Raw genomic sequence first — 17756 nt, forward strand, 5'->3', positions numbered from 1 at the left:
CCGTGCGTCATGGTTGCGGCATGACATCTGTCATGGGTCACGTCCTGGACAGTGCTCCGATGTCCTCCAGGAACGCCTCGCGGACCTCGTCGCTCACGGTGGCCCGCGTGTCCGCGATGGTGTCCAGGTAGTCGCGCGTGGTGGGGCCGCGGCGTGGCGTCACACCGTCCGGTGAGGCCCCGTCGTCGTACACCACCTTCTCCAGCGCGCGCTGGGAGGCGCTGCGGGCCGCGAACTCGATGTCCGCCGGGGAGAAACCCTCGCTGCGCTCCACCAGGGCTGCCACATCCACATCCTGGCGCACCGCGGCCGGGATGAAGCGCTCCCACATGGCCGTGCGGGCTTCCTCGTCCGGCAGCCCGATGGGGATCACGTAGTCGAAGCGGCCGTGGCGCAGGAACGCGGAGTCCAGGGCGCGGATGAAGTTGGTGGCGCACACCAGGAGACGGCCCGGCTGGTCGCGGAAGGCCGGGATGATCTTCAGGAGTTCGTTGGTGACGCCCTGCAGCGGCGACGGCGGCTCGCCGGAGCGCTGCGCGGCGATCTCCTCCACCTCGTCGATGAACACCACGGCGTGCTCCAGCTCGGAGATCTCCAGGAACGTCTCCCGCAGCGCGCCGGCCAGGCCGGCGGGGTCCGCCGCGAGCCGGGACGGGAACACCTCCACGAACGGCCACTCGAGCCGGGAGGCGATCGCCTTGGCGAAGGTCGTCTTGCCGGTGCCGGGCGGGCCGAAGAGCACGACGGCGCGCGGCGGCACCACGCCGAACTCCTCCGCGAGCTCGGACTGCGCGAGCGGGAGCACCAGCCGGCGTTCCAGGAGCTGCTTCTCCCGGACCATGCCGGCCACCTTGTCCCAGAGATCGCGCGGCAGGATCCGCCCGCCAAGCTGTTCCAGGGCGCCGAGTTCGGCGCGCTGCAACGGGAAACGGCGTTCGTAGTAACGCAGATCGGCCTTGACCTCGAAGCCGCGGTTCTCGAACGCCTCCACACGGGTCTCGCTGCTGGGCATGAGGGCGGAGAGCTTGTTCAACCCGAGGTGAGCCATCCGGTGTTCGACGGCGGCCAGCAGCGCCGTGCCGATGCCCTGCCCACGCCGGTCCTGCCGGGTGGCCAGGAAGACGATCCACCCCTGGTCGTGGGCGGCACGGCCGACGGCGGCACCCACCACGGTCTCCCCCTGCACCGCCACCACGGCGTGGTCCTGCTCGCAGGACGCGAGGACCTCCGCCAGGTCGTAGACGGGTTCGGCGGCGGACGTCTTCAGGGACTCCCAGAGGTGGAGCAGTCCCTCCACATCCGAGGGATGGAAATCGCGGATCTTCCAGCCGGGCATCTTGGGGCTCCTTTCGCGGGCGTGGCGCCATCATGGCATGCCCGCAGGGGCTCAGGACAGGGCGGTCTCAGCCGCCGGACACGTCCAGCTCGGCCGCCTTGATGGTGGCCCGCTGCTCCTCGTTCAGGCTGCGGCTCTCCAGCCACTTGTCCGGCAGGGCGGTCCGCTTGGGGGTTCCCGCGCGGCCACGCGGGCCCTCGGCGTCCACACCCGGGTACGGCGAGTCCATGTCCAGCTGGTCCAGGAGTTCGCGCAGCGTGGCCAGGTCCGGGACGGCGGCGAGCCTGGCGCGCAGGTCCCCGCCCACCACGTAGCCCTTGAAGTACCAGGCCATGTGCTTGCGGATGTCCCGCAGGGCCTTGCCTTCCTCGCCGAAGGTGTCGATGAGCAGCTCGGCGTGCCGGTACACGGCGTCCGACACCTCCCGCAGGCCCGGGCGGATGCGCTCCTCGCGGCCCTCGAAGGCGGACTGCAGATCGCCGAAGAGCCACGGGCGGCCCTGGCAGCCGCGGCCCACCACCACACCGTCCACGCCGGTCTGGCGCACCATGCGCTCGGCGTCCTCGGCGCTCCAGATGTCGCCGTTGCCGAGCACCGGGATGTCCGGCAGTGCCTCGCGGAGGCGGGCGATGGAGTCCCAGTCGGCCTTGCCGGAGTAGAACTGGCTGGCGGTGCGGCCGTGCAGGGCGACGGCGGCCACCCCGGCGTCGCGGGCGATCCGGCCGGCCTCGAGGTACGTCAGGTGGTCCTCGTCGATGCCTTTGCGCATCTTGATGGTCAGCGGGATGTCGCCCTTGGACGCCTCACGGACGGCCGTCTGGACGATGGAGGTGAACAGATCGATCTTCCAGGGCAGCGCCGAGCCGCCGCCACGGCGGGTCACCTTGGGCACGGGGCAGCCGAAGTTCAGGTCGATGTGGTCCGCGCGGTCCTCCTCCACCAGCAGGCGCACGGCGGCGCCCACGGTGACGGGGTCCACGCCGTACAGCTGGACGGAGCGGACGGCTTCGTCGTCGTCGTGCTCGATGATCCGCAGCGACTCCGGGGAGCGCTCCACGAGAGCGCGGGAGGTGACCATCTCCGTGACGTAGATGCCGCCGCCGAACTCGCGGCAGAGGCGGCGGAAGGCCTTGTTGGTGATGCCGGCCATGGGCGCGAGCACCACGGGGGTGTCCACGGTGATGTTGCCCAGCGTCAGGGGCGGGAGTTCGATCTTGGCAGGGACTGCGTCGGCGGCGATGGTCTGAGGGGTCACCCCTCCATTGTCCCGCAGTCGGGCGCCTCGCGTGAACGCGGGCTCAGAGGCCGGCGGACAGCCGCAGGTACGCCTGCGCGGCCAGCGACGACGCCGGGTGGCCGCCGTCGTCGGCCGCCTCGCCTTCCGCCCAGGCCTCCAGACCCACACGGATCGCGGCGGTGGCGGCCGCGGAGTGCAGAGCGAGGGTCAGGTGTCCGGCCTCGGGAAGCCGCTCCCGCATGACGGCCAGGAGCTCCCGTTCAGAACGGGCGTTGACCACGGCCCACACATCCGCCAGCTCACGATCCTCGCCCGCTGCCACCAGCAGGTCCCGGACCAGTTCCAGGCCCTCCTCCGTGGTGCCGCCGACCGGGCTGAGCATGGCCCGGACGGCACCTGCCACGGCGGTCTGCCAGCCTTCGCCCACCGGCACGGTGCGCAGTGCGGCCTGCCAGCGCTCGGCGCCGATCTCCAGGACGGGGGCGATGGCCTCCTCTTTGGTGCGGAAGTGCCGGTAGAAGGTGCGCAAGGAGATCCCGGCACGGCCGGCGATCTGCTCGGCCGTGGTGGCCGCCACGCCCTGGGCGGTGAAGAGCTCCGCTGCCGCCTGAGCGAGTTCCTGACGGGTCTGGAGGCGGCGGCGTTCCCGCAGGCTGGGCTGTTCGGCTTCCACCTCCTGATCGTACCCCGGACGTGACGAATGAGACACGAATTGCCATCTTGGCGCGCCATGTCATGAAGCGTATGCTGAGCGTATCAGCCGGTCACGGACCGGCCCAGGGGACAAGTGGCGACCTCCCCGATCACCGGCCGCCCGGACAGACAAGGAAACATCATGCTCCGCTATGAAAACCGCCGCTCCCTCGTCACCGGCGGCGGCTCCGGCATCGGTCAGGCCACCGTGCTCCGTATCCTCGCCGAGGGTGGCCGCGTGGTCGCCTCCGACGTCAGCGAGCAGGGCCTCGCGGACACCGTCGCCAAGGCCGGGGACGGCGCGGACCGCCTGAAGACGGTGGTGGTCAACATCGCCGACGAAGCCTCCGTCAAGGCCGGAGTCGCCGAGGCCCTCGAGTTCCTGGGCGGCCTGGACGCCCTGGTCAACGCCGCAGGCATCCTGCGTTCCTCCCACACCGAGCAGACCACCCTGGACTCCTTCGAGCAGGTGCTGCGCATCAATCTGGTGGGCACCTTCCTCATGATCCGCGAGTCGCTCCCGGCCCTGAAGCAGGGTCAGAACGCCGCCGTGGTGAACTTCAGCTCCACCTCCGCCGGCTTCGCCCACCCGTACATGGCCGCCTACGCGGCCAGCAAGGGCGGCATCCAGTCCATGACCCACGCCCTGGCGTCCGAGTTCGCCAAGGACAACATCCGCTTCACCTCGGTGCAGCCGGGCTCCATCTCCTCCGGCATGACCGACGGCAGCGGCGCCAGCCGCCAGAGCGCCGGCCCGGGCCTGCCCGAGGACGCCGACATGAGCCTGTTCATGAAGCTCGCACCGGCCCTGGGCCAGGGCTTCGCCTCCCCCGAGACCGTGGCCGGCGTGGTGGCCATGCTCGCCAGCGACGACGGCGCCTTCATCACCGGCACCGAGATCCGCATCGACGGCGGCACCCACTTCTGATCCGCCCTTCCCATGCGTTGAGTGCTCACTTGTGGTGACTTTCCAGACGGACAGGTCACCACAAGTGAGCACTCAACGCATTTAACGACGACGGCGCAGCTCGCGGCGGGTGAGCACCGCGCCTTCGATGGCGGCCAGGGCGTCGTCGTGCGGACGGTGCGGTTCGCCGTCGTCGTGGCCGTCCTCCGTGGCGTGCCGCCGCAGGTCCGTCGCCTTGACCACCAGCACGGCCACGAGCGTGGTCAGCGGGATGGCCAGGACCAGGCCGATCGATCCGATCAGCGTCCTCACCACCTCCTCGGCCAGCTCGGCGCTCGTGAGGGTGTCCAGGAACGGCCGTTCGTAGAGCATCACGATGATGAGCACCGGCAGCGCGGCACCCGCGTAGGCGAAGGCGATCGTGTAGACGGTGGACGCGATGTGGTCCCGGCCGATCCGCATGGCCGAGGTGAACAGCCGTCCCGCTGAAGTCCCGGGCGAGAGTTCGTACAGCTCCCAGACGGCGGACGCCTGGGTGATGGTGACGTCATTGAGGGCACCCAGGCTCGCCACGATGAGCCCGCAGAGCACCACCCCGGAGATCGAGATGGTCCCGCTCGTATTGATCAGCGTGGAGGCCTCGTGGCTCCCGATGCCCAGGAGCTTCGCCGCGTCCGTGGCCCAGAACGCCAGCCCCGCCGTGACAAGCAGCCCGAAGACCGTGCCCAGCAGCGCCGTCGAGGTCCTGGCGGAGAAGCCGTGCGCGAAGTACAGCACTGCGATGAGGATCGCCGTGGACGCCGTGAGAGCCAGCGGCAGGGCGGGCTTGCCGTCCACCAGCCCCGGCAGCAGGTAGAACGCCAGGACCAGATAGGCCACGCCCAGTCCCAGCAGCGCGCGGAAGCCGCGCCACCGGGCCACCAGGATCACGACGGCGGCATACAGCACCGCGAGCACGGCCACCGGGAAGGTGCGCACGAAGTCCACGAACACATAGGCCGGCGCCTGACCGCCCTGCTGCACAGCGCCCTGCTGAACCCTGGACAGATTCAGGTACCGGATCCCGTCCCCGGCGTGCACCGAGTCGGAGGCGGAGACCTCCGGGTTGAAGAGGACCTGAACGGACGGGCCACCGGCGTCCGGCTGGGTGACGGCCGTGAAGCAGGTGCTGAGCCGGGCGGCACCCTGCGTGGCACTGCTCTGTGAACTCTGTGAATCACTCCCCTGCGAAGCGCCCGAGCCTTGTGAACTCTGTGAAGAATCCGCCGGCCCGCCCGAACAGGAACCCCGCGTGACACTGAGAACCTTGCCCGTGTCGAAGCTGACGCCGGGTGCGGCAGCGTATGGGGAGCTCAGCTTGAGATCCTGGTGCTGACCGCCCGGCCACAGCAGGATCATGCCCACGGCCGTCAGCAGGGTGACGGGCAGCAGGATCGCCGCCAGGATCCAGCCGGCCCGGCGCCGCGCCGCCGCGGCCTGAAGCGTGGGCGGCGGCCCGCCGTCGTGCGAATGTCCATGACCCATCAGAGCTGAATCCTCATGGTTCCCAGCCTACGGGCGGCAGACGGATTAGACCCTGCCGGCCAGGTCCATGACGCGGCCGGCAGGGTCTCTCTGCCCGGTTCAGTACAGCCCAGTGCGCCTCAGTCCGGCTTGATGTTCTGGTTGATCCGGAAGAGGTTTCCGGGGTCGTACTTCCTCTTGACATCCACCAGCCGCTGGTAGTTGACCCCGTAGTTGTCTCCGATACGCCCCTGGTCCTCGGCGTCCATGAAGTTGATGTACCCACCGGCTGCCGAGTGCGGCCGAAGCGCCTCCGCATAGCTGCGGGCCCAGGCGATGTTGGCTTCATTGTCCGCCGGGTCCTGCCACTGGGTCGCGATGACCGGGGCGAACTTCATGCCGCGGTGCACGAAGGCCGTGTCCTCCGGCGCCACCCGTCCTGCGGCGCCATCGATCGGGTAGACGTGGACCGCGGTGTGAACGCTCGTGACCGTGGCTCCGTGATCGGCGTGGGCACTGATGGCGCCGTCGTTGAGCTCGCTCAGGAAGTTGGCCTTCCAGTACCCCTGCATGCCCTTCGGATTGAGTTCGTCGAACGCGACGTTGAGTGCCGGGTACGGCATCGGAGTGATGAGGGATCCGGCCACCGGCGCGGCCCCGAGGAACGGCGCCCAGCGGGACTCCCCCTCGGCCGGATCGCCGGTCCACATGCCGACCACCACGCACACCGGCTTGCCGTGCCACTCCTCCGGGAGGAACGGCACCGGCGGGCCCTGATGGAAGCCCAGGAACGCGCCGAACTCCTCCGGGGCGTCGGCGATGTAGTCCCGGTAGAACCTGGCGACCGCCGGGGTGTGCTCCGCGCCGTAGATGACGACACCCACGTGCACCATGTCCACCGGGTGCAGCTGGTACTCGAACGAGGTCACCACACCGAAGTTCCCGCCGCCGCCGCGCAGAGCCCAGAACAGGTCCTCGTTCTGCTCCGCGCTGGCCGTCACGAACTTGCCATCTGCCGTGACCACGTCCGCCGAGATCAGGTTGTCGCAGGCCAGGCCGAACTTACGGGTCAGATAGCCGATTCCGCCGCCCAGGGTCAGGCCGGCGATTCCGGTCGATCCCACGATGCCGCCGGTGCTCGCCAGGCCGAACGCATGGGTGGCGTGGTTGAAGTCCGCCCAGGTGGTCCCGGCCTCGGCCCGCGCCGTCCCGGACGCGGGGTCGACGCGGACCCCGGTGCGGTTGACGAAGTCGAGGACCAGCGCGTCATCCCAGGTCCCGAAGCCGGGGGCGCTGTGCCCGCCGCCACGGATCGCGAGCGGGAGGGAGTTCTCCCGCGCGAAGTTCACGCCCACGATGACATCCGCCACCTGGGCCACCCGGACGATGCCCGCCGGGTGCTTGTCGATCATGCCGTTGAACACGGCACGTGCTGTGTCATAGTCCGGGTCCACCGGAGTGATGAGTTGCCCGCGGAGCTGATCCCGCAATCCATCCAGCACTGTTCCATTCATGGGTCCCGCCGCCGATCCTTCGCAAGAGATCAGTCCCATCCCCGGCCATCGGCCCCGATGGGAGGTCTTGACGCGGAGCTTATAACGCCCGGGATACACCCAGGGCGGTCCGGCGTCAAGATGTTTATCCCGGGCTTCACTCCTCCCACCGGGAGGCCTTTTAAGCGACGGATCCCGGCGGCTCTGACAGTGCAGAGCCGCCGGGATCGCGGCCTAGGGCCGGATGAACCTGCTATTCGCTGATGACCCGGATGTCCTGGCCGATCTGGCGTGCTCCACCGGAGGCCAGGAGAGGCTCGACGGCGGCGCGCACCGCCGTCATCGAATCGTCCACTTCCAGCACCACGGGGTGCTGATACGCGATGAGTGCCAGCAGATCGCGCACGGCCTCCGCGGCGTCGTCGGCGTCCAGCTCCGGATCGTGGCCGAGGAAGACCTCGCTGGCCACCTCCGGTGCGCCCTCGCCCAGCAGGGGTGCGGCGTAGCTGACGGCGAACGCCCGGATTCGGCCCTTGCGGGTGGGGGTGACGGTGCTCCCGAACGCGGACTCGGGCTTGGCACGCAGCACGATGGCGCCGTGCGCCCCGGACGCGTCATCCAGGAAGAGCCGCTGCACGGTGCCGACGGACAGCTCCCCCGGATCGTCCCAGGAGTGCACCGAGCGGTAGTACTTCCCCACCAGCTGCGTCAGCTCCACGGAACCGGTCGCCAGGTCCATCACCACATCGCTGCCGGCGTCCTCGCCGTCTCCGTCGAAGACCGGAAGCTTGAGCGAACCGGCGGAGACCTCCACCAGGCGGGAGCGCTGGATCGGCTGCAGGCCGGCGGAGGCGGTGAAGGCCTCACCGGCCGAGCCGGCCGCCACCTTGGACCGCAGGCGGGTGACGCCGGACGGTGAGAGCTCCGCCTCGCGGCGCAGCATCACCAGGAGGCTGGAGCCGATGCCCTGGCCACGGTGATCGCGCGAGACCTCGATGTAGGACCAGAGGCGTTCGCCGTGCAGCGGGGTCTCGTAGACCACGCCCGCGGCGACCGGGATGGACACGCCGTCCACCACGTCCTCGGCCACGATGCACTGGCGCCAGGACTCACCGGTTCCGGCAGCCCCGGCGGCGTCGCCGTCGCCGGTCCCGGAGGACGGCGCGAAGGCACCCCGGAACTGCTCCCCCACGCGGGACTCGGGGTCGCCCCAGAGCTGGAGCAACTCCAGGTCGTCACCCTCCCGCCAGGGGCGGTACTGGATCGCCATCTCAGGCGCCCAGCAGCTTCCCGGCCAGGTAGGCCTCCACCTTGTCCAGGGACACGCGCTCCTGGGCCATGGTGTCGCGTTCGCGGATGGTGACGGCCTGGTCCTCCAGGGTGTCGAAGTCCACGGTGATGCAGAACGGGGTGCCGATCTCGTCCTGGCGGCGGTAGCGGCGGCCGATGGCGCCGGCGTCGTCGAAGTCGATGTTCCAGCTCTTGCGCAGCTGGGCGGCCAGGTCGCGGGCCTTCGGGGACAGGTCCTCGTTACGGGAGAGCGGGAGCACGGCGGCCTTGACCGGCGCCAGGCGCGGGTCCAGCTTCAGCACGGTGCGCTTGTCCACGCCGCCCTTGGCGTTGGGGGCCTCGTCCTCGGTGTAGGCGTCGATGAGGAACGCCATGAAGGAGCGGGTCAGGCCGGCCGCGGGCTCGATCACGTACGGGGTGAAGCGCTCGTTGGTGGCCTGGTTGAAGTAGCTCAGGTCCGTGCCGGAGGCCTTGGCATGCGTGGAGAGGTCGAAGTCCGTGCGGTTGGCGATGCCTTCCAGCTCGCCCCACTCGGAGCCCTGGAAGCCGAAGCGGTACTCGATGTCCGTGGTGCCCTTGGAGTAGTGGGACAGCTTCTCCTTCGGGTGCTCGAAGAAGCGGAGGTTGTCCTCCTGGATGCCCAGACCCATGTACCAGGCCATGCGCTCCTTCATCCAGTACTCGTGCCACTGCTCATCCGTGCCGGGTTCGACGAAGAACTCCATCTCCATCTGCTCGAACTCGCGGGTGCGGAAGATGAAGTTGCCGGGCGTGATCTCGTTGCGGAAGGACTTGCCGATCTGGCCGATGCCGAACGGCGGCTTCTTGCGGGAGGTGGTCAGCACATTGGCGAAGTTCACGAAGATGCCCTGGGCGGTCTCCGGGCGGAGGTAGTGCAGGCCTTCCTCGCTGGCCACGGGGCCCAGGTAGGTCTTGAGCAGGCCGGAGAACTCCTGCGGCTCGGTCCACTGGCCGCGGGTGCCGCAATTGGCGCAGACGATCTCGGCGAGGCCGCCCTCGGGGGCGCGGCCCTTCTTCTCCTCGAACTCCTCCTCGAGGTGGTCCGCACGGTAGCGCTTGTGGCAGGAGAGGCACTCGACCAGCGGGTCGGAGAAGACCTCCACGTGGCCCGAGGCCTCCCACACCTGGCGGGGCAGGATGACGGAGGAGTCCAGGCCCACCACGTCGTCGCGGCCCCGCACCATGGACTGCCACCACTGGCGCTTGATGTTCTCCTTGAGTTCGGCGCCGAGGGGGCCGTAGTCCCATGCGGAGCGCGATCCACCGTAGATCTCACCGGCCTGGAAGACGAATCCGCGCCGCTTGGCGAGGGAGATGACCGAATCGAGGGTGGACTTTGCTGCCATATGAACAACTCCAAGGGAAGCGGGCCGCTGGGTGCGGTCCGGTGCGAATTCTGCGGTACATGTCCTAAAAGAGGACACACGGACTAGCCTACCGGGAGCACGAACGTCGGGCTCAATGTCTCCAGCGAGGCCTGCGCCACAGGCACGCCGTCCGTGCCCGGGCCGTAGACGTCCAGCCGGTGACCGCGTTCGGCGGCGACACAGAGGTACCGTTCACCGGCGTCGTCGCTCACCCAGGCGAGGTGCCGGGGCCACTCACCGCACGGCACGCTGCCGCGCAGCTCACCGTCCACGCCGACGACGGCGAGCGCGTCGGCGCCGCGGACGGCCACCACGATCGCGTCCCCCGCGCAGGTCGCGGCGAGCTCGCTGGGATACGCCACCTCCGCGCCCGGGGCGAGAGAAACAGCCGGACCCTTCAGCGCCCAGGCCTCGCCGCGCCGCGTGGCACGGTGCAGGGCGGCGTCGAGCTCGCCGACGATCCACAGCGAATCGCCGTCCAGGAGCAGATGGCGGGGCCCGGTGCCTGGCGGCAGATCCAGCCCGCCCACCAGGGCCGGCCCGTCCGGCGTGAGCGCGTACTCGTCCACCCGGTCCCGGCCCAGATCGGCCAGCAGGAAGCGGCCTGACCCGAGCGGCAGGGTGGAGTGCGCGTGCGGCCCGTCCTGACGGTCCGCCACCGGCCCGGATCCGGGCTGACCCACCGTCCACAACGGCACGGGCCTCTCTGAGCCCGGGCCCCACTCCCGGTCCAGCGGCAGCGCCGAGACCGTGCCCGAGGAGTAGTTGGACACCAGCAGCAGGCGTCCGCCGTCGCCGTCGTCCAGTGAGCTGATATGGCACGGGTGTGCCCCGCCGCTGGAGGCCCGGGCGAGCACCGCGAGCGTCTCCGGGTCCAGCTCCACCACCTGGCCGGCGTCGAGCTCCTCCACTGCGAAGAGGCGGCCGTCCGCCGTCCTGTGCAGGAAGGACGGGTTCCGGACGCCGCGGCTCACGGCCTCGACGCGCAATGAGTCGCCGGTGGGGTCGACGGAGACGCGCTGCACGCCGCGGCCGCGCCCGGCCCCGTCCTCGGTGTAGCTGCCGAGCCAGAGCTGGATGGTCATGCGGGCTCCTTGGGGTAGGGCATCATGGGGTTATGACGAGTGACATGCCGGACGATCTGGACACCCTCGAGATCCGCGATTCCATGATCCGGCTGGGACAGCTGCTGAAACTGGCCAATCTGGCCGAGGACGGCGTGGAGGCCACCGAGCTGATCAAGAACGGCCTGGTCAAGGTCAACGGTGAGATCGAAGAGCGCCGCGGCCGTCAGCTCACCGACGGCGACGTGGTCAGCGTCAACGGCGAGAGCGTCCGCATCAGCGCAGCGCGCTGACTCGCCCAGCGCTGACTCATCGCGCGCTGAGGACCTCGAACGTCAGGAACTCGGCCACGTGCCCCACTTCCTGGGGGCTGATGCCGTGCCACACCCCGCTGTACTGCACCTTGGTGGCGCGCGCCTTGCCCAGCAGCCAGGCCGCCGTGAAGTCCACCTTGTCCCGGGCGATGACCGGATCCTGCGGGTCCCGGCCCCAGAAGAACGGGGTCTCCCCGTCAAGTCCGGCGTCCTGGAAGTAGTCGCCGCCGCCCTCCACGGCGAAGCCTGAGAGCCCGACGACGGCCGCGAAGTCCGCGGGGCGGCGGCGCCACATGCTGGTGGCCATGGCCATGCCCATGGAGAAGCCGAGCAGGCTCACCGAGCTGAACTGCTCCTTGACGGAGTCCAGCCAGTCGAAGGCGTACTCGCTGGCGTCGCGGACGGCGTCGAAGGAGTAGTCCAGCGAGCCCGTCAGCGGGAACCACGTGTAGCCGGGCCCCATCGGGATCGGCGCGCGCAGACTCGCCACCACGAAATCCTCCGGCAGCTGGTCCGCCAGGCCGAACAGGTCCGCCTCATTGGCGCCGTAGCCGTGCAGCAGTACCAGCAGGGGCCGGCCCTCCCAGTCTCCCTCCGGTGCGGACCAGAGGACGGTGGGCTCGGGGAAGGCGATGGGGGGAAGGCTCATGGCTCGTATTCTGCCATCCCGGGAGTCCCGCGCCCGGGATCACGCGAAGGCTACGGTGGCGTAGCCACGGCCACTGGGGGCATGATGAGAAGAATGAGCGAATCCTCTCACTTCTCTGCCGGTACGTCCCCCCGGACCGAACCGTCCCTCACTCTCCACAGTGCGGATCAGACCGCCACCGCCCATCCCTGGAGCCGCTACGTGGCCGTGGGCGACTCCTTCACCGAGGGCATCGGGGATCCCGAGCCGACGGCGCCGGGCGGGCACCGCGGCTGGGCGGACCGCGTGGCCGAGGAACTCAGCGCCGGGCACCCGGACTTCGCCTACGCCAATCTGGCCATCCGCGGCCGGCTGCTCCAGCAGATCATCGACGAGCAGGTGGAGCCGTGCCTGGCTCTCTCCCCCGATCTGGTGACCATCTCCGCGGGCGGCAACGACCTCATCCGGCCCGGCGGCGATCCCGACGCCTTGGCGGACACCCTGGACTCCGCCGTCGGGCGCCTGGCCTCCCAGGGCGCGACGGTGGTGCTGTTCAACGGGCCGGACACGCTGTCAACCGTCCTCAGCCCGCTGCGTGGCAAGGTGGCCATCTACAACGAGAACCTGCGCACGGTCGCGGCCCGTCATGACGCGGTGATCGCGGACATGTGGTCCTTGCGCCAGCTGGCCGGCTCGCAGTACTGGGACGAGGACCGGCTGCACTTCTCCCCGCTGGGCCACCACACCATCGCCGCCATGGTGCTGGACGCGCTGAACGTGGAGCACAGCCTGGAGCCGCTCTCCCCCAAGCCGATGCCGGAGAAGACCTGGCGGGAGGCCAGGACGGAGGACCTGCTCTGGGCGCGCGAACACCTGTTCCCGTGGGTGCTGCGCCGGCTGCGCCACCAGTCCTCCGGTGACGGCGTCCTGCCGAAGCGGCCTGTGCCGGGGCCCGTGTTCGTGCCGGGCCGGGAGGTCTAGGCGAGGTCTCCGGAGGTCGGCTCGCCCAGCCGGCGCATGGCCTCCATCAGCGTCGTGTACACCGCGCTGGGTTTCCTGTCGTGCCAGTCGGTGCTGCCTCCCGACGCCGTCGGCCCGGGCTCGACGGCCGGCGCCGGCGAGTACAGCCACCAGAGGTTGCCCCAAGGATCCTGCAAGCGGGAGAGGGTGAATCCGCCATAGAAGGAGGAGACCGGCGTGACGACGGTTCCACCACGCTCCACCGCCCGGTCGAGGACCTCCTGGCTGTCCGGGACGTACACCTGCAGGAAGGCAGGGGTGAACGGCCAATCGGATTTGCGGTCGCTGATCAGCACCGACGAGTCCCCGATCACCACCTCGGCGTGGATCAGGCTCCCGTCCCGGTCCGGGATCCGCAGCCCAGGGGACTCCCGTCCGTCGAACACCTCGGTGACGAAGTCGATGAATCCCGCCGCATCGCTGACGATGACGAAGGGGTTGACGGTGTTGTGGGCGGCTGGGATCGCCGGGATCTGGCTCATCCCCTCAGCCTAGGAGCGTTTCAGGATCCCGGGGAGGGGTGGCCGGGGGCCTTCTTCTCCGGCTTCCGGAACGCGGCCCGCATGTGGTCACTGGTGAGGAAGTCGCCGATGCCGATCATCACGATGCTGAACACGATCTGTTCGGTGACCATCCAGAGCGGGTAGAGCCCCGGGATGGCGGCGATCACCAGCGTCACCACGGGGAAGATCTGCGCGAACAGCCGCAGCCGCTGATACGCCCAGTACCAGCCCTTGGTGGCGCGCCAGGCGAAGTAGAACAGGGTGGCCGTCATGCCGAGCACCACCACGGTGCGCATCCACACGGCGAACGGCACGGCCTCGCCGCTGCCGGCGAGCACCAGTGCGACGGCGACGGCCCCGAACCCCAGGATGAACTCCAGGACCAGGAGCCACATCACCCAACTGAAGGCGCGTTTGGTCTTCGGGTGCAGGCGGTGCTGCTCGGCAATGAGGACACCGGCCTGGCGGCCTCCGGCGAGGCGGTCCAGGCGGAGCAGGAGCGATTCCAGCGACATGACGGGATTATCCCATCCCGTCCTGCGGAGGCCCGGACGGCCGCCTCAGGAGAACAGCGTCCTCTTCAGCAGCGCGCCCAGCTGTTCGGCCTCGGTGAGGAAACCGTCGTGCCCGATCGCGGATGCGATGTGGTGCACGGGGACCTCTCCCGGCAGTGCTGCGGCCAGCACCGCGGACTGCACCGGAAGGTACAGACGGTCCGTCTCCACGGCCGCGATGAAGAACTCCACCGGACTGTCCGCCAGTGCGGCCTCAACACCTCCGCGGCCACGGCCGACGTCGTGGCTCATGAGCGCCTCGGTGAGCGCGATGTAACTGTTGGCGTCGAAGCGCCGCACCAGCTTGGCGCCCTGGTGGTCCAGGTAGCTCTCCACCTGGTAGCGGCCGCGCTCGGCCAGGGAGGCCGCGTTGAGCGGCTGCTCACCGTCCTGCGCCTTCCGGCTGAAGCGCGCCTCCAGCTCCGCCTCGCTGCGGTAGGAGATGTGGGCGATGCGGCGGGCCAGGGCCAGGCCGGACTCCGGGGCCGCGCCGTCGTAGTAATCGCCGTCCCGGAAGTCCGGATCCTGGCGGATGGCGAGGGTCTGCGCCTGGGCGAGGGCGATCTGCTCGGCGGTGCTGTGGGCGCCGACGGCGATCACGGCGCATTTGCGGACGCGCTCCGGGAACGTCGCGGCCCACTCAAGCGCGCGGGCGCCGCCCATGGAGCCGCCCACCACGGCGAACCACTGGCGGATGCCGAGCCGGTCCGCCAGGCGCGCCTCGGCCGCGGCGGCGTCGCGGAGCGTGATGAAGGGGAAGCGCGAACCCCACGGCCTGCCGTCCGGGGCCGGGCTCGCGGGGCCGGTGCTGCCGTTGCAGCCGCCCACGATGTTGATGGAGACCACGAAGAAGCGGTCCGTGTCGATGGTGCGGCCGGGGCCGATCAGGCCGTCCCACCAGCCGTCCTCGTCCGAATCCCCGCGTGCGGCGTGGGCGCTGCCGGTGAGGGCGTGCTGAATGAGGACCGCGTTGCCGCCGTCGGCGTCCAGCGTCCCCCACGTCTCGTACGCGAGCGTCACCTCCGGCAGCTTGCCTCCCGCCTCAAGCGCCAGGGGGCCGACGACGGCGGTGCGCGTCACGCCGTCGAGCTCCCGGACGGGGGCGGAGGGCACGGCGGCCGTGTGGCGCACGGCTGTCACGGGACGGGATGCGGCGATGGTCATGGAGCCTCGTTTCCTTGCGCTTGCCCACACCGGACGGTGCCAGGCCGAGTCTTCACCCGGGGCACCCCACCGCAGGAGGAGGGTTGCCGGCCAGCAAACCGGGGTTTAGCGCTGACACTCGTGACTCATGAATCAGTGTAAAGGATCGGATAGGGCCGTTTTGCGAAGATGACGCTTCATGAGGGCCGCTCCGCGATGCTTTGTTCAGCCGGAAGGCCGCGACGGGCCGGGAATCCGAAGAATCCACGGCCCGCCGCAAAGTTTCACACTGCGCTCAGCGGGCGGCCTTCGCGGCGCGGAAACCGGCGTCCAGATCGGCCAGGATGTCATCGATGTGCTCGATGCCCACGGCCAGACGCACCAGGCCCGGGGTCACGCCGGCGGCCCGCTGCTGCTCCTCGCCCAGCTGGGCGTGGGTGGTGGAGGCCGGGTGGATGACCAGGGAGCGGACGTCACCCAGGTTCGCCACATGGGAGTGCAGCTCCAGGGCGTCCACGAATGCCTTGCCCGCCTCGAGCCCGCCCGCGATCTCGAACGCCACCACGGCGCCGATGCCGTTGGGGCCGTACTTGCGGCCGCGTTCGAACCACGGGCTGCTCGGCAGGCCCGCGAAGGCGACGCGTTCGACGTCGTCGCGCACTTCCAGGAACTCCGCCACCTTCTGCGCGTTCTGCACGTGGCGCTCCACGCGCAGGCTGAGCGTCTCCAGGCCCTGCGCGATGAGGAAGGCGTTGAACGGGCTGACCGCGGAACCGAGGTCCCGGAGCAGCTGGACGCGCGCCTTGAGGATGTAGCTGAGGTTGGCGCCCAGCGCGCCGTCCGCACCCAGGTCGCGGGCGTAGACCAGGCCGTTGTAGCTCTCATCCGGGGTGTTGAAGGACGGGAACTTCTCCGGGTCCGCACCGAAGTCGAACTTGCCGGAGTCCACGATCACGCCGGCGATGGCGCTGCCGTGGCCGCCGAGGTACTTGGTGGCGGAGTGGACCACGATGTCGGCGCCCCACTCGAGCGGGCGGACCAGGTACGGGGTGGCCAGGGTGTTGTCCACGATGAGCGGGACGCCGGATTCGTGGGCGACGGCGGAGACTCCCTCGATGTCCAGGACGTCCTGGCGCGGGTTGGAGACGACCTCCGCGAAGAACAGCTTGGTGTTGGGCCGCACGGCCGCGCGCCAGTCGTCCAGGTTGTCCGGGTCCGCCACGAAGGTGACCTGGATACCGAACTTCTTCAGCGTGTTCGCCAGGAGGTTGTACGTTCCGCCGTACAGGCTCGGGCTGGCCACCACGTGATCGCCGGCCTCCGCGATGTTCAGGATCGCGAACGCCTCGGCCGCCTGGCCGGAGCTCAGCAGCAGGGCCGCCAGGCCGCCTTCCAGGCTGGCGATGCGCTGCTCCACGGCATCCTGGGTCGGATTTCCGATGCGCGTGTAAATCGGTGCGAGCTCGGCGAGCGCGAAGCGGTTGGCGGCGCTCTCCGCGCTCGGGAACACGAAGGACGTGGTCTGGTAGATCGGGAGGGCACGGGCGCCGGTGGCGGCGTCCGGCTCCTGGCCGACGTGGATCTGACGGGTTTCAAAGGACCAGTTGTTGCTCATGGCGTACCTCAGGCATATGTCAAAGGGCCAGGAACACACTCCCCCACCACGCCGAACGGCGTCCTGCCCTCAGATGGAGGGGGACGGCGTCCATGGCCCGCGCTTGCGCACCGCCGGGATGACGATGCGCCCGGTCCTCACCCGGGGCACCCCGCCGCGGACGGAGGGTTGCCGGCCAGCAAGCCGGGGCTCGATGCTGGCACTCATGACCTGGAAGTAAGAGTAAAGGGCGGCCCCCGGAGCTGAAAAGAGCCGCTGTCACAGTGCGTCGCGGGCGCGCGAGTATGACGGAAATCGGCGTCATCCCGGGCCATATTCCTAGTTAGGCAACCCTAAGCTGAGTGCCAGGTCACAAAGTGCAAGGATGATGCCATGCGGATGGACCACGTTTCTTACGCCTGTGAAAGTGACGGCCTCGAGGCCACTGCAGAGCGCATCGCTGACGCTCTCGGACTGCACGCGGTGCGGGGCGGGATTCACCCCCGTTTCGGCACCCGCAACATGATCTTCCCCCTGGCCGACCACAAGTACCTTGAGGTCGTGGAAGTTCTGAACCACCCCGCGTCGGACAAGGCCCCCTTCGGCCAGGCCGTGCGCGCCCGCTCCGAGATGGGCGGGGGGTGGATGGGCTGGTGCGTCGCCGTGGACGACCTGACCCCCTTCGAATCCCGGCTGGGCCGTGAGGCCGTTCCGGGCAACCGGAAGTTCCCCGACGGCCGTGAACTGATCTGGAAGCAGATCGGCATTCTCGGCCTGATCGCCGACCCCCAGGTCCCCTACCTGCTCAAGTGGGAGGGTGATCCCACCCTGCACCCGTCCCTCGTCTACTCGAGCGACGTCCGTGTCTCCCACCTGACCATCGCCGGATCCGCGCAGCGCGTGACGGAATGGCTGGGCGAGGAAGTGGAGCACCCGCTGGAAGACGTCGACGTCGAGTGGGTGGCCCCCAAGGGCACGCCGGGCATCATGTCCGTGACCTTCGAAACGGCCAAGGGCTCCGTCACCCTCTGACCGTTCGGACACGGCGAAGGCCGGGAGGAACTCCGCGTTCGCGGTGCTCCGCCCGGC

17 protein-coding genes and 2 riboswitches are annotated in these 17756 nt (G+C 69.5%); of the genes, 4 read left to right on the forward strand and 13 right to left on the reverse strand.

Annotation, left to right across the window (positions count from 1 at the left end):
* Positions 1-37: 37 nt before the first annotated feature.
* The 3 genes from Q9R02_RS13970 to Q9R02_RS13980 all read right to left on the reverse strand — a co-directional run bounded on the left by Q9R02_RS13970 (position 38) and on the right by Q9R02_RS13980 (position 3246).
* Positions 38-1336, reverse strand: a complete 1299-nt coding sequence (locus Q9R02_RS13970; RefSeq protein WP_305997312.1) for an ATP-binding protein — start codon at positions 1334-1336, stop codon at positions 38-40.
* Between the two features lie 67 nt (positions 1337-1403).
* Positions 1404-2591 (reverse strand): tRNA dihydrouridine synthase DusB, encoded by a 1188-nt coding sequence (gene dusB, locus Q9R02_RS13975; protein WP_305997313.1) that lies wholly within the window; start codon positions 2589-2591, stop codon positions 1404-1406.
* A 43-nt stretch (positions 2592-2634) separates the two neighbouring features.
* Positions 2635-3246 carry a TetR/AcrR family transcriptional regulator gene (locus tag Q9R02_RS13980; protein ID WP_305997314.1) on the reverse strand — a complete coding sequence of 204 codons (612 nt, stop codon included), beginning with the start codon at positions 3244-3246 and terminating at the stop codon, positions 2635-2637.
* Between the two features lie 162 nt (positions 3247-3408).
* On the opposite strand from Q9R02_RS13980, the gene Q9R02_RS13985 reads away from it, so the two are divergent.
* Positions 3409-4194 (forward strand): SDR family NAD(P)-dependent oxidoreductase, encoded by a 786-nt coding sequence (locus Q9R02_RS13985; RefSeq protein WP_305997315.1) that lies wholly within the window; start codon positions 3409-3411, stop codon positions 4192-4194.
* Between the two features lie 81 nt (positions 4195-4275).
* Here Q9R02_RS13985 and Q9R02_RS13990 read toward each other — a convergent pair whose 3' ends face one another.
* From Q9R02_RS13990 to Q9R02_RS14010, 5 genes are all read right to left on the reverse strand, one after another.
* Complete coding sequence (locus Q9R02_RS13990; protein WP_305997316.1) at positions 4276-5697, reverse strand: YibE/F family protein; 1422 nt, start codon at positions 5695-5697, stop codon at positions 4276-4278.
* 119 nt (positions 5698-5816) lie between these two features.
* On the reverse strand, positions 5817-7190 hold the full coding sequence (locus Q9R02_RS13995) for an FAD-binding oxidoreductase (protein WP_305997317.1): 1374 nt from the start codon (positions 7188-7190) through the stop codon (positions 5817-5819).
* A 232-nt stretch (positions 7191-7422) separates the two neighbouring features.
* Positions 7423-8439, reverse strand: a complete 1017-nt coding sequence (locus Q9R02_RS14000; protein WP_305997318.1) for a GNAT family N-acetyltransferase — start codon at positions 8437-8439, stop codon at positions 7423-7425.
* A 1-nt stretch (position 8440) separates the two neighbouring features.
* The gene (locus Q9R02_RS14005) at positions 8441-9826 is read right to left on the reverse strand and encodes a glycine--tRNA ligase (protein WP_305997319.1); all 1386 of its coding nucleotides are present in this window, start codon (positions 9824-9826) and stop codon (positions 8441-8443) included.
* An 83-nt stretch (positions 9827-9909) separates the two neighbouring features.
* Positions 9910-10932, reverse strand: coding sequence for a lactonase family protein (locus tag Q9R02_RS14010; RefSeq protein ID WP_305997320.1), 1023 nt, complete (start codon positions 10930-10932; stop codon positions 9910-9912).
* 32 nt (positions 10933-10964) lie between these two features.
* On the opposite strand from Q9R02_RS14010, the gene Q9R02_RS14015 reads away from it, so the two are divergent.
* Positions 10965-11204: an RNA-binding S4 domain-containing protein gene (locus Q9R02_RS14015; RefSeq protein ID WP_425279282.1), complete on the forward strand. Its 240-nt coding sequence runs from the start codon at positions 10965-10967 to the stop codon at positions 11202-11204.
* A gap of 16 nt (positions 11205-11220) precedes the next feature.
* On the opposite strand, the gene Q9R02_RS14020 is transcribed toward Q9R02_RS14015, so the two are convergent.
* Positions 11221-11874, reverse strand: coding sequence for an alpha/beta hydrolase (locus tag Q9R02_RS14020; protein ID WP_305997321.1), 654 nt, complete (start codon positions 11872-11874; stop codon positions 11221-11223).
* A 93-nt stretch (positions 11875-11967) separates the two neighbouring features.
* On the opposite strand from Q9R02_RS14020, the gene Q9R02_RS14025 reads away from it, so the two are divergent.
* Positions 11968-12834: an SGNH/GDSL hydrolase family protein gene (locus Q9R02_RS14025; protein ID WP_305997322.1), complete on the forward strand. Its 867-nt coding sequence runs from the start codon at positions 11968-11970 to the stop codon at positions 12832-12834.
* Here the strand turns inward: Q9R02_RS14025 and Q9R02_RS14030 are convergent.
* The 4 genes from Q9R02_RS14030 to Q9R02_RS14045 all read right to left on the reverse strand — a co-directional run bounded on the left by Q9R02_RS14030 (position 12831) and on the right by Q9R02_RS14045 (position 16688).
* The gene (locus tag Q9R02_RS14030) at positions 12831-13355 is read right to left on the reverse strand and encodes a VOC family protein (RefSeq protein WP_305997323.1); all 525 of its coding nucleotides are present in this window, start codon (positions 13353-13355) and stop codon (positions 12831-12833) included. The two genes, Q9R02_RS14025 and Q9R02_RS14030, sit on opposite strands and share 4 nt — an antisense overlap.
* A 20-nt stretch (positions 13356-13375) precedes the next feature.
* The gene (locus Q9R02_RS14035; protein ID WP_305997324.1) at positions 13376-13891 is read right to left on the reverse strand and encodes a hypothetical protein; all 516 of its coding nucleotides are present in this window, start codon (positions 13889-13891) and stop codon (positions 13376-13378) included.
* A 45-nt stretch (positions 13892-13936) separates the two neighbouring features.
* The gene (gene metX / locus Q9R02_RS14040; protein WP_305997325.1) at positions 13937-15094 is read right to left on the reverse strand and encodes a homoserine O-acetyltransferase MetX; all 1158 of its coding nucleotides are present in this window, start codon (positions 15092-15094) and stop codon (positions 13937-13939) included.
* Between the two features lie 11 nt (positions 15095-15105).
* Positions 15106-15220: riboswitch (SAM riboswitch) on the reverse strand.
* A gap of 148 nt (positions 15221-15368) precedes the next feature.
* Positions 15369-16688 (reverse strand): bifunctional o-acetylhomoserine/o-acetylserine sulfhydrylase, encoded by a 1320-nt coding sequence (locus tag Q9R02_RS14045; protein WP_305997326.1) that lies wholly within the window; start codon positions 16686-16688, stop codon positions 15369-15371.
* 94 nt (positions 16689-16782) lie between these two features.
* Positions 16783-16899, reverse strand: a riboswitch (SAM riboswitch).
* A gap of 161 nt (positions 16900-17060) precedes the next feature.
* On the opposite strand from Q9R02_RS14045, the gene Q9R02_RS14050 reads away from it, so the two are divergent.
* Positions 17061-17699, forward strand: a complete 639-nt coding sequence (locus Q9R02_RS14050; RefSeq protein ID WP_305997327.1) for a VOC family protein — start codon at positions 17061-17063, stop codon at positions 17697-17699.
* Positions 17700-17756 lie beyond the last annotated feature (57 nt).

Source organism: Arthrobacter horti, assembly GCF_030731045.1.
GTDB lineage: Bacteria > Actinomycetota > Actinomycetes > Actinomycetales > Micrococcaceae > Arthrobacter_E > Arthrobacter_E nanjingensis.